The 14,515-nt window shown below is 61.0% G+C and carries 10 protein-coding genes; 2 read left to right on the top strand and 8 right to left on the bottom strand.

Annotated features, from left to right (window positions below):
* Positions 1–32 precede the first annotated feature (32 nt).
* Entirely contained in the window at positions 33–3,062 is a 3,030-nt protein-coding gene (locus tag CAF90_RS01505) for an FAD-binding and (Fe-S)-binding domain-containing protein (protein ID WP_085605105.1), read from the bottom strand.
* A 159-nt stretch (positions 3,063–3,221) separates the two neighbouring features.
* Between CAF90_RS01505 and CAF90_RS01500 the strand changes: the two genes are divergently transcribed.
* A complete protein-coding gene (locus CAF90_RS01500; protein ID WP_085602981.1) occupies positions 3,222–4,106 on the top strand; it encodes a LysR substrate-binding domain-containing protein in 885 nt (294 codons plus the stop codon).
* Between the two features lie 42 nt (positions 4,107–4,148).
* Here the strand turns inward: CAF90_RS01500 and CAF90_RS01495 are convergent, their stop codons facing one another.
* Together CAF90_RS01495 and CAF90_RS01490 are read right to left on the bottom strand one after the other, a co-directional pair.
* The gene (locus CAF90_RS01495) at positions 4,149–5,423 is read right to left on the bottom strand and encodes a glucarate dehydratase family protein (protein ID WP_085602979.1); all 1,275 of its coding nucleotides are present in this window, start codon (positions 5,421–5,423) and stop codon (positions 4,149–4,151) included.
* A 24-nt stretch (positions 5,424–5,447) separates the two neighbouring features.
* Positions 5,448–6,815 (bottom strand): MFS transporter, encoded by a 1,368-nt coding sequence (locus tag CAF90_RS01490; protein WP_085602977.1) that lies wholly within the window; start codon positions 6,813–6,815, stop codon positions 5,448–5,450.
* Between the two features lie 126 nt (positions 6,816–6,941).
* On the opposite strand from CAF90_RS01490, the gene CAF90_RS01485 reads away from it, so the two are divergent.
* Entirely contained in the window at positions 6,942–7,841 is a 900-nt protein-coding gene (locus CAF90_RS01485) for a LysR substrate-binding domain-containing protein (protein ID WP_064379392.1), read from the top strand.
* 142 nt (positions 7,842–7,983) lie between these two features.
* Here the strand turns inward: CAF90_RS01485 and CAF90_RS01480 are convergent, their stop codons facing one another.
* The 5 genes from CAF90_RS01480 to aldA form a co-directional block, all read right to left on the bottom strand.
* On the bottom strand, positions 7,984–8,589 hold the full coding sequence (locus CAF90_RS01480; protein WP_085602975.1) for a DUF6338 family protein: 606 nt from the start codon (positions 8,587–8,589) through the stop codon (positions 7,984–7,986).
* Positions 8,590–8,712: 123 nt separating this feature from the next.
* On the bottom strand, positions 8,713–10,326 hold the full coding sequence (locus CAF90_RS01475) for a GMC family oxidoreductase (protein ID WP_085602973.1): 1,614 nt from the start codon (positions 10,324–10,326) through the stop codon (positions 8,713–8,715).
* Positions 10,327–10,386: 60 nt separating this feature from the next.
* Positions 10,387–11,604, bottom strand: coding sequence for a mandelate racemase/muconate lactonizing enzyme family protein (locus CAF90_RS01470; protein WP_085602972.1), 1,218 nt, complete (start codon positions 11,602–11,604; stop codon positions 10,387–10,389).
* Between the two features lies 1 nt (position 11,605).
* Positions 11,606–12,925 (bottom strand): nitrate/nitrite transporter, encoded by a 1,320-nt coding sequence (locus tag CAF90_RS01465; protein ID WP_085602971.1) that lies wholly within the window; start codon positions 12,923–12,925, stop codon positions 11,606–11,608.
* A gap of 82 nt (positions 12,926–13,007) precedes the next feature.
* Entirely contained in the window at positions 13,008–14,432 is a 1,425-nt protein-coding gene (aldA, locus tag CAF90_RS01460) for an aldehyde dehydrogenase (RefSeq protein ID WP_085605102.1), read from the bottom strand.
* Between the last annotated feature and the right edge of the window lie 83 nt (positions 14,433–14,515).

Raw genomic sequence — 14,515 nt, 5'->3', positions numbered from 1 at the left:
CGATCCAATCGCTAGCGGTTCTCAAACAGCGATCACGCTGTGCGCAGGGTTTCCAGCACGACCTGCAACGGATGGCGCAACTGTTGATCGGCCTGGCGCTTGACCTGACTGCGGCAGGAATACCCGGTGGCCAGCGCCTCGCCCTTCTCCGCCGGGGCCTCGATCTGCTTCGCCCAGGATTGCTCGTAGATCACTGCCGACGTCTCGCGATTGCGTGCTTCGTGTCCGTAAGTGCCGGACATGCCGCAGCAACCGGTGGCCTGGGTCGCCAGCTTCAGGCCGACACGTTCGAACACCTGCTCCCATTGGCGGGTGGCGGCCGGAGCGTTGGTTTTTTCGGTGCAGTGCGCCAGCAGGCGGAAAGTGTCGTCGCGGCGCTGATCGGCCTGCTCCGGCATGACCTTGAGCAACCACTCCTGCACCAGCGCCACCTCCGGGCATTTCTCCATCCCCGGCACTTTCAGATACTCCTGGCGATAGACCAGGGTCATGGCCGGATCGAGCCCCACCAACGGCACGCCGATCTCGGCCAGCGCGCGCAACTGCCCGGCATTGCGCAACGCCGCGCGATTGAACGCCGACAGGAAACCCTGCACATGCAGCGGTTTGCCGTTGGCACTGAACGGCGCCAGATAGACCTGATAGCCGAGGCGCGAAATCAACTCGATCAGATCCGCCAGCAGCGGTGCTTCGAAGTAACGGGTGAACGCATCCTGCACCAGCACCACGCTGCGTTCACGTTGTGCCTGGGTCAGCGCCGAAAGTACCTCGACCGACGCCGGCTGAACCTGCCAGCGGCGCATCGCCGCGTGGAAATCGAAACGGCTGAGCAACGGCACATCGACCATGCCACCAAGGCGCTCGATCAAGCGACGACTGAACGAAGCCCCCATCAAGCCGTTGTAGAGAAATGGAATCCGCGCCATGTACGGAATCGTGTACTCCAGCGAGGCAATCAGATAATCCCGCGCCGGCCGCAGATAACGGGTGTGGTACAGCTCGAGAAACCGCGAGCGGAAGTCCGGCACGTTCACTTTCACCGGGCACTGCCCCGCACAGGACTTGCACGCCAGGCACCCGGCCATGGCGTCGTACACCTCGTGGGAGAAGTCCTGTTCCTGCGCACGGCTGTTGCGCCAGCGCTGCAGCAATGTGCTGAAAAACGGCGGACGGCGGCTGGCATCGGCCAACACATCAACACCCGCCTCGCCCTGCAAACGCAGCCATTCGCGAATCAGCGAAGCGCGGCCCTTGGGCGATTGCGCGCGCTGGCGGGTGGCTTTCCACGACGGGCACATCGCATCGTCGGGATCAAAGTTGTAGCAGGCGCCGTTGCCGTTGCAGTGCATGGCCGCGCCGTAGTCCTGCCAGACTTTTTCGTCGATCTGCCGGTCGAGTTCGCCGCGCAGGGTCACTTCGTCGATCTTCAACAACGCCGCGCCGGGAATGTTCGGCGTGGCGATCTTGCCGGGGTTGAACTGGTTGAACGGATCGAACGCCGCCTTCAAGGCTTGTAGCGCCGGGTACAACTCGCCGAAAAAGGCCGGCGCGTATTCCGAACGCAGGCCTTTGCCGTGCTCGCCCCACAGCAGGCCGCCGTAACGCTGGGTCAACGCGGCGACGCCGTCCGACACCGGGCGCACCAGTGCGGCTTGTTGCGGATCCTTCATGTCGAGAATCGGCCGCACGTGCAGCACGCCGGCATCGACGTGGCCGAACATGCCGTACTGCAATTGGTGGCTGTCGAGCAGGTCGCGCAGTTCGGCGATGTACTCGGCCAGGTGCTGCGGCGGCACAGCGGTGTCTTCGACAAACGGCTGAGGTCGCGCTTCACCGGCGACGTTGCCGAGCAGACCCACCGCGCGTTTGCGCATACCGTAGACGCGATTCACCGCCGCATGCCCGACAGCTAGCGTGTGGCCCAAGCGCTCGACGGTGGCGTCGGTGCCCAGGTGCTGGACGAAGGCCTCGACCCGACCTTGCAGCTCCTCGGGATCGTCACCGCAAAACTCAACCAGGTTGATCCCCAGCGTCGGCCGCTCGGCGCTTTCCGGGAAGTATGCGGCGACGCCATGCCAGACGATGTCCTGCATCGCCAGCAACAGCACTTTGGAGTCGACGGTTTCGATCGACAATGGCTTGAGCGCCATCAGCGCCCGGGCATCGCGCAAGGCATCCATGAAGCCGGCGTAGCGAATGTTCACCAGCATCGTGTGCTTGGGGATCGGCAATACGTTGAGCTTGGCCTCGACCACAAACCCCAACGAACCTTCAGCGCCGCACAGCACGCTGTTGAGGTTGAAACGATTGTCGGCCTCGCGCAGGTGCGCCAGGTCGTAGCCGGTCAGGCAACGGTTGAGGTCGGGGAAAGTTTCCCGGATCAACTCACCCTGCTCATCGATGATCTGCCGCGCGCAGCGATACACCTCGCCGGCGCGGCCCTCGCGGGCGCATTCCGCTGCCAGTTCGCTTTCTTCCAGCGGGCGGCCGTGCAAACGCTCGCCACCGCGCAGGACCATGTGCAGCTCCAGCACGTGGTCGCGGGTCTTGCCGTAAGTGCAGCTGCCCTGGCCGCTGGCGTCGGTGTTGATCATGCCGCCGACGGTTGCACGGTTCGAAGTCGACAGTTCCGGGGCGAAAAACAGCCCGGCGGATTTCAGCGCGGCGTTCAGTTGATCCTTCACCACGCCGGCCTGCACCCGCACCCAACGCTGTTCAACGTTGATTTCGAGGATGCGGTTCATGTGCCGCGACAGGTCGACGACGATGCCGTCGGTCAGCGACTGGCCGTTGGTGCCGGTGCCGCCGCCGCGAGGCGTGATCACCACTTTCTGGTACGCCGGTTCGGCGATCAGACGCGCCAGCAGCGCTACGTCGTCGGCGTCACGCGGGAATACCGCCGCTTGCGGCAAGCGCTGATAGATCGAGTTGTCGGTGGCCAGCACCACGCGGCTGGCGTAGTCGGCACTGATTTCGCCGCGAAAACCGCTGGTTTCAAGGGCTTTGAGAAACTGTTGGTAATCGGTGTTCAGCGCGGTGGAAGGCGACAGCTGGGCAATCATCGGGAGGGCAATCTCGGTCAAAAACGGGCCGTGTGGCGGTGAACAGTTGTGCGCAATGAATGATTGCGTCACGCTCCCGCCATCTCATAGGTCCTATGTTCATTGCAGAGCGACGCCGGGACAACCGTAAAATCGACCCGCAATCCATGACTAAAACGAATGAATCCGCGAACCCTCACTCCCTCGATGTCGTTGCTGCTGGCGTTTGAAGCCGCCGCACGCCATGAAAGCTACACCCGCGCCGCCCACGAACTGTCGCTGACCCAGAGCGCGGTCAGCCGGCAGGTGCAGATTCTGGAAAAGATGCTCGGCATGCGCCTGTTCAGCCGCGAAGGCCGACGGGTGATCCTTACCGACGTCGGGCGCATGTATCAGCGCGAACTGTCCGAAGCCCTCGGCCAGATTCGCAGCGCGACGTTGCAGGCCATGGCGTTTGGCTCGGGCATCCACAGTTTGCGCCTGGCGACACTGCCGACCTTCGGCTCGAAATGGCTGCTGCCGCGCTTGAAGGATTTCTACACCGCGCATCCCGGCATGACCGTGCACCTGCATTCACGCATCGAAACCATCGACTTCGACACCAGCGAAATCGACGCGGCGATTTGTGTCGGCGGCGGTGACTGGCCGGGGCTGACCGCCCACCGTCTGCACACCGAAGAACTGGTGGTGATCGCCAGCGCGCAGCTGTCCGATGCCGAACGTCTGGCTTCCGACAAGGATATCGCCGGGCAACTGCTGCTCAACGTCAGCAGCAACGCTCAGGCCTGGTCCGAGTGGTTCAGCCATCACGCCCTGCCCCATCGCAGCATGCGCATCGGGCCGAGTTTCGAGATGACCTCGCACTTGATCCAGGCGGTGCGCGCCAATATCGGCATCGGGCTGGTGCCGAGGATTCTGGTGGAGGATGAGTTGCACAACGGCGAGCTGCTGCAACTGGGCGAACCGATCAGCAGCCGGCGCAGCTATTACCTCGTGTATCCCGCGCGTAATGAGTCGCTGCCATCGCTGAAGGCGTTTCGCGACTGGTTGATGCGCACGCTCTGAAACAACAGAGGGCGCCGTTAGGCGCCCTCTGGTTTTGCTCGATCAGAACCGCGGTTTCACCGCTTTCCAGTCAGGTTTGTAGCGCTGCATCTGCCGCACATCATCGCGCTGGCGGATGCCGCAGGTCAGGTACTGGTCATGCAGCTTGCCCAGTTGATCGTGATCCAGCTCCAACCCCAGGCCCGGTGCACGAGTGATCTTCACGCAGCCGTCGACGATCGGCAGTTTGCCACCCTTGATCACCTCTTCATCCGGTTCCTGCCACGGGTAATGGGTGTCGCAGGCGTAGTCCAGATTCGGCACGGCGGCCGCCACGTGAGCCATCGCCATCAGGCTGATGCCCAGGTGTGAGTTGGAATGCATCGACACGCCGAGGCCGAAGGTGTCGCACATTTTCGCCAGGGTCTGGGTGTCGCGCAGGCCGCCCCAGTAATGGTGATCGGCGAGGACAATCTGCACGCTGTTCAAAGCTACGCTGCGGCGGAACTCGTCGAAATCGGTGACCACCATGTTGGTCGCCAGCGGCAACCCGGTACGGTTGTGCAACTCGGCCATCCCTTCAAGGCCCGGGGTCGGATCTTCGTAATACTGCAGATCATCACCCAGCAACTCGGCCATGCGGATCGAGGTTTCCAGCGACCAGTTGCCGTTGGGATCAATGCGCAGCGGATAACCGGGAAAGGCCTTTTTCAGCGCCTTGATGCACGCCACTTCGTGTTCCGGCGGCAACGTACCGGCCTTGAGTTTGATGCTCTTGAAACCGTACGCCTCGATCATTCGCGCGGCCTGGGCGACGATCTGCTGCTCGTTGAGCGCCTCGCCCCAGTTGTCCGGCTTGTACGGTGAATCGACGTGTTGCGCGTACTTGAAAAACAGATAGGCGCTGAACGGCACTTCATCACGCACCGCCCCGCCCAGCAGATCCACCAACGGCACATTCAAATAGCGCGCCTGCAAGTCGAGAAACGCCACTTCGAACGCCGAATACGCGTTGCTCACGGCCTTGCTGGCGTGAGAACCGGGGGCGAGTTCAGCACCCGCCAGACTGGCCGGTTTGTTGGCAGCAACCGTCGCCTGAACGATCCGACGCAACTGATTGAGGTTGAACGGATCAAGGCCGATCAACTGCGACTGCAACTGTTGCTGGATCGCCAGCGCCGGGGCATCGCCATAGCTTTCGCCGAGGCCGATGTAGCCGTTGTCGCTCTCGATCTCGATGATCGAGCGCAGGGCAAACGGTTCGTGGATGCCACTGGCATTGAGCAGCGGCGGATCACGGAAAGCGATCGGAGTGACGGTTACGCGAGTGATTTTCAAAATGACGCTCCTGTTGAGTCGGAATCAGTGGCTCACCACCGGGTTGGCCGTCGGCGCAACGGCGGTTTCGGGTTCAGGCTTTGCCGGGGTTTTGCCTTTGGCGCCGGGCGCCATGCGGGCGAAGAAGATCACTACTGCCGCTACCAGCGAAGTCGCGGCCAGGCCATACAGACCGCCCTCGATAGAGCCGGTGGTCTGCTCCAGAAAGCCGAACGCGGTCGGCGCAACGAAGCCGCCGAGGTTGCCGATGGAGTTGATCAGCGCGATCACCGCCGCTGCGATGCGCGCATCCAGATAGCTTTGCGGAATCGGCCAGAACAGTGCCGAAGCAGCCTTGAAGCCGATGGCCGCAAAACAGATGGCGACGAAGGCGAAAATCGGCCCGCCAGTGGTGGACATGAACATGCCGAACGCGGCGATCACCAGAGTGAGCGCGACCCACGCCTGCTGGAATTTCCACTTGCCGGCCAGCGCCGCAAAGCCGTACATCGCGACGATGGAAATGATCCACGGCACCGAGTTGAGCAGCCCGACCTGGAAGTCGCCGAGGTTGCCCATCTTCTTGATCATGCTCGGCAGCCAGAAAGTGGCGCCGTAGATGGTCAGGGCGATGGAGAAGTAGATGAAGCAGAACAGCGCGATCTGCCGGTCCGCCAACAGTTTGAACATCGATGGTTTGGCGACGTGAGTTGCTTCACGGGCACGCTGCTCTTCAGCGATTGCCGTCACCAGCGCTTCACGCTCCTCCTCGCTCAGCCACTTGGCCTGACGCGGATGGGATTGCAGCCAGAACCAGACAAACCCGCAGAGCACCACCGACGCGGCGCCTTCGATCAGGAACATCCATTGCCAGCCGTGCATACCCAAACCGCTGATATGCAACAACGCGCCGGACACCGGGCCGGATATCACCGAAGCAATCGCCGAACCGCTGAGAAACACCGCCATGGTCTTGCCGCGCTCCGAGGCTGGCAGCCATTGGGTGAAGTAATAAATGATTCCCGGAAAGAACCCGGCCTCGGCAGCGCCCAGGATGAAGCGCAACACGTAAAAACTGGTTTCACCTTTGACGAACGCCATGGCCATCGCGGCGGCGCCCCAGGTAAACATGATCCGCGTCAGCCAGGCCCGGGCGCCGTAGCGTTGCAGGAGCATGTTGGACGGCACTTCAAACAAGGCGTAACCGATGAAAAACAGACCGGCGCCAAGGCCATAGGCAGCAGCGCCGATACCCAGATCGGTTTCCAGATGGCTGCGCACGAAGCCGATGTTGACCCGGTCGACGTAGTTGACGATGAACATCACCACGAACAACGGCAGCACATGGCGCTTGACCTTGGCGGCGGCGCGGGCGAGTACCGTGATGTCCGGCGGACTCTGGAGGGTATTCAAGGGGCGACTCCCGATCTTTGTTTTTGTAGGGATAGCGGTGGCCTTTGAGGCGTAGAGCGATCATGGACGGGGCAATTGATCCCGTCTAATCTAACTTGGCATTCGATTGATACCTGGATTAGATCAATGTTCGAACTGACCCAACTGCGCTGCTTCACCACCGTCGCCACCGAGCTCAACTTCCGGCGTGCCGCCGAGCGGTTGAACATGACCCAGCCGCCACTGAGCCGGCAGATCCAGTTGCTGGAACATCATCTGGGTGTCGAATTGTTTACCCGCAGTACGCGCAGTGTGGCGCTCACCGCTGCCGGCCGCGCATTCTTCATCGAGGCGCAAAACCTGCTCGAACGCGCGCAACAGGCCGCCGTCACCGCCCGACGTTTTGCCGAGGGTGATATCGGTTCGGTGAACATCAGTTTTGTCGGTAGCGCGGTGTACGAGTTTCTGCCCAAGGTCATCGCCGAGGCGCGCCTCAAGCAGCCGCAGGTGAAGATCGACCTGACCGAAATGAACACCTATCAGCAACACGAAGCCCTGCGCGCCCGACGCATCGATCTGGGCATCGTCCGCGCGCCATTGCTGGAGCCGGGCTACGCCACCGAATGCCTGGTGCGTGAGCCGTTTGTGCTGGCGGTGCCGAGTGGTCATCGACTGGCCGAGGCCGACGACGTGTCAGTGAAGGACCTGGATGGGCAGCCGTTCCTGATGTATTCCCATGCGGCCTATCCGCCGTTCAACGAATTGCTCACCGGTATGCTGCGTTCGGCCCGGGTCGCTCCGGATTACGTGCAGTGGCTGGGGTCTTCGCTGACGATTCTGGCGCTGGTCAACGCGGGCATGGGGCTGGCACTGGTGCCGCGTTGCGCGACCAGCGTGGTGTTCAGGAATGTGGTGTTTCGCGAGATCGATCTGGGCGAAGGGGTGCAGAGCGAACTGCATCTGATCTGGCGGGAGAACAATGACAACCCGGCGTTTGCGATGTTGCTGGAGGGCATTCGCCGGGCGGTGAAGGATGGATGGGGTTAGTAGCGGGCTTGCGGTGATGGGGGGTACTTCAGCGGTGGAGGGGCCTTTGGGCCCGTGATCAATGGTTTCTCCAACAGCTTCCCGTCGGGCCCAACGAAAAGTCGCTCCAGATGTTGTGGCATTGGTTGCGGTGCTCTTGCGGTCATGATGAACCCTCTGATGCCGGGCTGAATTCAACCCATTTAACCTTCGCGGAATCTATCAGCAAAAATTCGGCGCCAATAGGATCCAATTTGCCATCTTCGTTGAGCCAGCGTGGAAACCTCATCAAAAACTGCCCGGTGTTCGACTCCGGCGGCCACTCGACTGGCCAGCCTAGAACGCGCCTTTCATCCTCCAGATGAAGGGTGATGAATCGGTCATATTGAGCAAAAGCGCAGAACCATTCACTGGGATAGGAAGATTGTTTCGTTACGTTTCTACTGCGCAACCACCTATGCAATTTGCCATTGGTTGCCAGACAGCAATCCATCAACCCAAGCAGCAGCGAAGCAAAAAATGCCCACGACGCTTCAGCTTTCGCATCCCATTTTCCTACAGAAAACCCCTTCTCCCCCACCCACACACAAACCGCCCCAATCCCCAGCACCATCCCGTGAATCACAAACGTGAAAATCAACGCCTGCACAATCTGCCCGAACGTATCCGGCCGCTTGAACGCCGTCAGGGTGTAGAAAATCCAGGCCGAGACAACCCCCGGGATCAGATACTGCAACAGCGTTACCACTTCTTTCACCAGATCATCCATGATCGGTCGCTCCTTGAATCAAAAAAACAGTCCTCCCAAAACAGCAATGCCGGCCCGTAATGGGCCGGCATTCAAAGCCTAGTGCACGCTGGAAAGACGCTTGCGATCAAGTGTCACCGGGCATTACGCATCCTGCAGAATCAGATCCGCGCCCTTCTCCGCCACCATCAGCACCGCCGCATGGGTATTGCCCGACGTCACGTTGGGGAAGATCGACGCATCGACGATCCGCAACCCGTCGAGACCATGCACCTTGAGGCGCTTATCGACCACAGAAGATTGCTCGTCTGCACCCATCGCGCAGGAGCCGCACAGGTGATAGATCGAGCCGCAGTTGTCACGGAAGTACTGCAGCATTTGCTCGTCGGTTTCCACCGCCGGCCCCGGCAAGACTTCATCAACCGTGATGCCCTTCAATGAAGGCGCGCCCATGATCTTGCGCATCAGGCGACTGCCCTGGATCACCTCATCGATGTCCTTTTGCGTGCTCAGGTAATTCGGGTCGATCAGCGCCGCATCACGTGGATTCTTCGAAGCAATCTCGATGTGCCCGCGACTGGTCGGGCGGCACGGGTTGAAGCACAGCAGAAAACCTGAGTACGGCTCGGGCTTGAGGCTGGCCTTGTTGTTTTTCGGAATCTGGTACGACAGCGGGTTGAAATACAGCTGCAGGTTCGGATGACTCTGCTCCGGGTTGCCACGGAAGAAACCACCAGCCTGATTGACGCTCATCGCCAGCGCGCCCTTGCGGGTCAGCAGGTATTTCACGCCGAGTTTGAACTGGCCGAACAACGAGCTGAGTTCATCGTTCAGGGTCGGAATATTGGCCTTGTAGTAGTAGCTGACGCACAGGTGATCCTGCAGGTTCTGCCCCACTGCCGGCAGGTGTTTCACCACGGGAATCTGATGCTTGGCCAGCAAGGCACGATCTGCCACGCCGGACAGTTGCAGGATCTTCGGCGTGTCGACGGCGCCGGCGCACAGGATCACTTCCTTGCGCGCCGTGAAGGTCCGCGCCACGCCATGCTGGGTGATGGAAATACCGGTGGCGCGCTGCTGGCTTTCATCGAACAGCACTTGATCAACCAGCGCGTAATGTTCGACCGTCAGGTTCGGCCGGCTCAGCGCCGGGTGCAGATGGGCGAAGCTGCTGGAGCTGCGCTGACCGTTGCGGGTGTTGACGTCGTAGATGCCCGCGCCTTCGAATTTCGGCCCGTTGAAATCATCACTGCGCGGGTAACCAAGCTCATCGCAGCCCTTGAGGAACACGTCACAGATCGGGTGCGTCTGGCCGGCCATCGGGGTGATGCTGATCGGGCCGCTGCCGCCGTGGTATTCGCTGTCGCCCAGCGGATGGTTTTCCAGTTTGCGGAAATACGGCAGCACATCCTTGAAGCCCCAACCGTCGTTGCCGTTGGCCGCCCAGTCATTGAAGTCATGGGCCTGACCACGCACGTAGATCATCGCGTTGATCGAGCCCGAACCACCCTGGACCTTGCCACGCGGAGCGTAGATTTCGCGATTGCCCAACTGCTTCTGCGGCTGGCTGTAGTACATCCAGTTGAAGGTCGGGTTGTAATACATTTTGGCGAAGCCGACCGGGATCTTGAACCACAGGGAACTGTCCTTGCCGCCCGCCTCCAGCAGCAGCACCGTATGTTGGCCCGAGGCCGAGAGCCGATTGGCCAGCACGCAGCCAGCGGCGCCTGCGCCAGCGATGATGTAGTCGTATGTCATGCACGGTTACCGCGTAAGTCTTTTTATCGAACCCGCCCGTTGCCGGGCGGGGAAATCCCGTCAGCCCTTGGCCGGCGATGTGTCTTTGACGTCGGCCGGGGTCGGGGCCATTTGCAGGTGCAGACGCTCACCGGTGTACGGCGAATGCTTGCGCACCACGTCCATGTTCAGCTCCACGCCCAGGCCTGGCTCGGTGGACGGGATGATGTAGCCGTCCTCCCACTGCAACGGTTTTTTCAGGACTTCGGCGTGGAAGCCGCCCCAGGTCTCGATGCTTTCCTGGATCAGGAAATTCGGCGTGCAGGCCGCGAGCTGGAAACTTGCCGCTGCACCGATCGGACCGTTGTACAGATGCGGGGCGATTTGCGCGTAATAGGCCTCGGCCATGCTGGCGATCTTCTTGCCTTCGAGCAGGCCGCCGCAGCGCGCCACGTTCATCTGCAGAATCGACGCACCGCCGGCCTGCAACAGCTTGAAGAATTCGTACTTGGTGGTCAGGCGCTCGCCAGTGGCAATCGGAATACTGGTCTTGGCCGCGACCTGCGCCATGGCCTCTTCCTGGCCCGGCGGCACGGGTTCTTCGAACCACAGCGGATCGTATTTCTCCAGGCGTTTGGCCAGGCGAATCGCCGAGGACGGCACCATTTGCCCGTGCGTGCCAAACAGCAGATCGCACTTGTTGCCCACTGCTTCGCGGATCTTGCGGCAGAAGGTTTCGCAGCGTTCCAGCACTTCCAGCGAAATCTGATGCCCGGAGTACGCGGTGTACGGCCCGGCCGGGTCGAACTTCACCGCGGTGAAGCCTTTGTTCATGTTTTCAACGGCGCATTCAGCGGCCAGATCCGGGTCGTCATAGTCGTACTCGCCACGGCTGTTGACCGGGTACAGGTAGGTGTAGGAACGCAGGCGTTCGTGAACCTTACCGCCGAGCAGTTCGTAGACCGGCTTGTTCGCAGCCTTGCCGATGATGTCCCAGCAAGCCATTTCCAGACCGCTGACCACGCCCATCATGGTCAGGTCGGGACGCTGGGTGAAACCGCTCGAATAGGCCTGACGGAAGAAGCGCTCGATGTGGTGCGGGTCCTGATTCAACAGGTAGCGTTCGAACACGTCTTCGATGATCGGCAGCATGGCTTTGGGGCCGAAGGTCGCGGCGTAGATCTCGCCGACGCCTTCAATGCCGCAGTCAGTCTTGAGCTTGACGAACAGCCAGTACATGCCGCCGATGTGCGGTGGCGGTACGGCGACGATATGAGTTTCAAGGGCGACGATTTTCATCTCAGGCACCTGTCTTTTTCAAAGATTTGCGATTGATCCGGGCACGCAGGGTCACGGCAGCCAGAGTGCCGATCAGACCGATTGCGGCGATGTAACCGAAATAGAGCTTGTAGCCGAGGGCGCCAGGGAAATGCTCAGTGAGGTAGCCGTTGATCAACGGAATAAAAGCATCCGGCATGTAACCGACCACCGAGACGATGCCGATGGCCAGTCCGGTGATGCGCAGCGGAATGTTGCAGCTGTCGAGGATCGCCCAGTACAGACCGCGAATCGCGTAGGTCATCAGGCCGATGAAAATCACTGTCGCGATCAGCAACCCCATGCTGTTGAGCGCCGGGAACACGATCAGACCGACAATCGCCAGACTCGCCAGCAACAGCGCGACGATCAGCACCGAAATATTCGAGAACTTGTCCCCCAGCCAGCCGCCGCCGATGCCGCCGATCGGGCGCATCCACAGTTTGATGGTGGTGATGGTGCCGGCCATGACGGCGGTCAGGCCGCTGCCTTGCAGGTAGTCCGAGAAACTGTAGGTGGCCCAGAAGATGTGATAACCGCAAAACACGATCGCGGTGACCAGCCACAGTTCAGGGATCTTCACCAACGTTGCCAGATCCGTGAACAGGTTGAACTTGCCCTTCTCCACCGGCGGCGTGTCTTCCATCGACTTCGGGTCCTTGATCAGCACCAGCACACAGCCGATGGCGATACAGGTGAAGGCGTAGAGGTAAACCACGTGCCTGAAACCTTCGGCGGTGGACTCGCCACGGGTTTCGGTGGCGTAGGCGAACAGCCCCAGCGCAACCGTTGCCAACAGCGCTTCAACCAGTCCGCGACCACCATCGAGAATGCCGAAGAACCGGCCCTGCTCGGTGTGATGGGCAATCATCTTCACGCGCTTGAGCACCGAGGCCCAGAACGTCAGGCCGGTGGTCAGACCCCAGCAGCCGAAGATGATCATCAGCCCGGTCATCGACGGCGCGGTCGAGTACCACAGGCCCAGCACGCCGGTGGCCACCAGTGAGAAGAAGATCAGGAAACGCGGCGCGATACGGTCGGCCAGCCAACCGCTCGGCAAGTAGCTGAGCAGGAAAATCGTCCCGAGCATCGAGTACAGATAACCCAGCTCGCTGTGGTTGATCTGGAACACCTCGAGCATGGTGGTCTGATAGACCTGGCGCAGGTACAGAATCGGGTAGATCGCGCCGGCGGCGAGCACCAGCAACATCAGTTGGAAATAGCGACTTCCCTTGTCGCTCCGGCTTTTCGAAGCCGAGTTGGAACCCTGAACAGCGGCAGCAGAGGATGCATGCTTGGACATTGAAGTGACCTCGGGCAACCCGTGCTCCGGGCGCCCCTGATAATTGTTTTTATAGGTGTAGCGTGAGGCGTGAGGCGGTGGATCAGTACTTCATGACCACGAGTCGGGTCTGGGTGAATTCGAGCATGCCGTGCTTGCCGTCATCGCCGCCCAGGCCCGAGCGTTTCCAGCCGGCGTGATAGCCCTGATACGGATCGGCAGGTGTGCGATTGACGTACAACTCGCCGGCTTCGATGGCGTTGGCGACTTTCTGCGCGGTGCGGTAGTTCTCGGAGTACAGCACCGACGACAGGCCGAACTGGTGATCGTTGGCCATGGCCAGCGCTTCGTCGATGTCGCGGTACTTGAGCACCGGCAGCACCGGGCCGAAGATTTCTTCCTGGACGATTTCCATGTCCTGGCGGCAACCGCTGAGCAGCGTTGGCGGGTAGAAATGTCCCGGGCCTTCAGGCAGCACACCGCCGCTTTCGAGGACGGCGCCGTCGGCAATCGCACGCTCGACCATGGCGTGAATGTTCTTCTGCGAACTGGCGTTGACCAGCGGGCCCATCAGGCTCGCGTCTGTGGCGCGGTCGCCGAACTTCACGGCAGCGATCTTCGCTTTGAGCAATGCAAGGAAACGGTCGTAGACGCTTTCCTGTACATAGACCCGCTCCACTGCCGTGCACAACTGGCCGCAGTGAGTGGTTTTGGAGGCGATGATTGCGCTCGCGGCGGCTTCAAGATCGGCGTCGGCCTCTATGATTGCCGGGGTCTTGCCACCCAGTTCCAGCGACGGCTTGGCGATGTTGGCCTTGCAGTAATCGAGAACGATGCGCCCGGCGTTGACGCTGCCGGTCAGGGTGATCAGGCCCACGGCTTTATGGGTGCACACGGCGGCGGCGGTGGCGTGATCCATGGTCAGGATGTTGATCACACCGGCCGGCATGCCCGATTGCTCCACCGCTTTGGCGATTTCGAACGCCGACGTCGGGGTGTTGTTGCTCGGACGCACCACCACGGTGTTGCCGGCAATCAGCGCCGGAGCGATTTTGCGCAACAGGGTGTAGACCGGGTAGTTGAACGGAATCAGGCACGCGACCACGCCAATCGGCTCGCGGTGCAGAAACAGGTTTTCGTCGGGGCTGTCGCTGGGAATGATCTCGCCTTCGATGCGGCGCGCCCATTCAGCGTGGTAACGGGTGATCTGCGCGGCATAACGGGCTTCGTTGCTGGCGTCGCTATGGCTTTTGCCGGACTCGGCGGCCAGTGCGGCGCCGATGGCTTCGGCGCGATCTTCAAGGGCCGTTGCAAACGCTCGCAGGTGCTCGGCGCGTTCGATGCTGGTGAGTTTGCCCCAGGTCTTTTGCGCCTTGGCGGCGGCATCGACTGCCGCCGTGGCCTCTTCGGCAGTGGCGGCCGACACCTGGCCGATCAACGCTTCGGTGGCCGGGTTGTAGACCGCGATCAGCGCCGCGCTGGCCGGCTCGATGAAGTGGCCGTTAACAAAATTTCGCTCGACTCGCATGTGCATCGCCCATCGTTTGTTTTTATCGATGCCGCCAGTCTTGTCATCGACAGCGGGTTCAACAAACGATTTATCCGGCGATC

Source organism: Pseudomonas sp. B37(2017) (assembly GCF_002112885.1).
GTDB classification, from domain to species: domain Bacteria; phylum Pseudomonadota; class Gammaproteobacteria; order Pseudomonadales; family Pseudomonadaceae; genus Aquipseudomonas; species Aquipseudomonas paraglycinae.
Note: the sequence above shows the minus strand (reverse complement) of the source record. Positions and strands in the feature narration are given on the sequence as shown.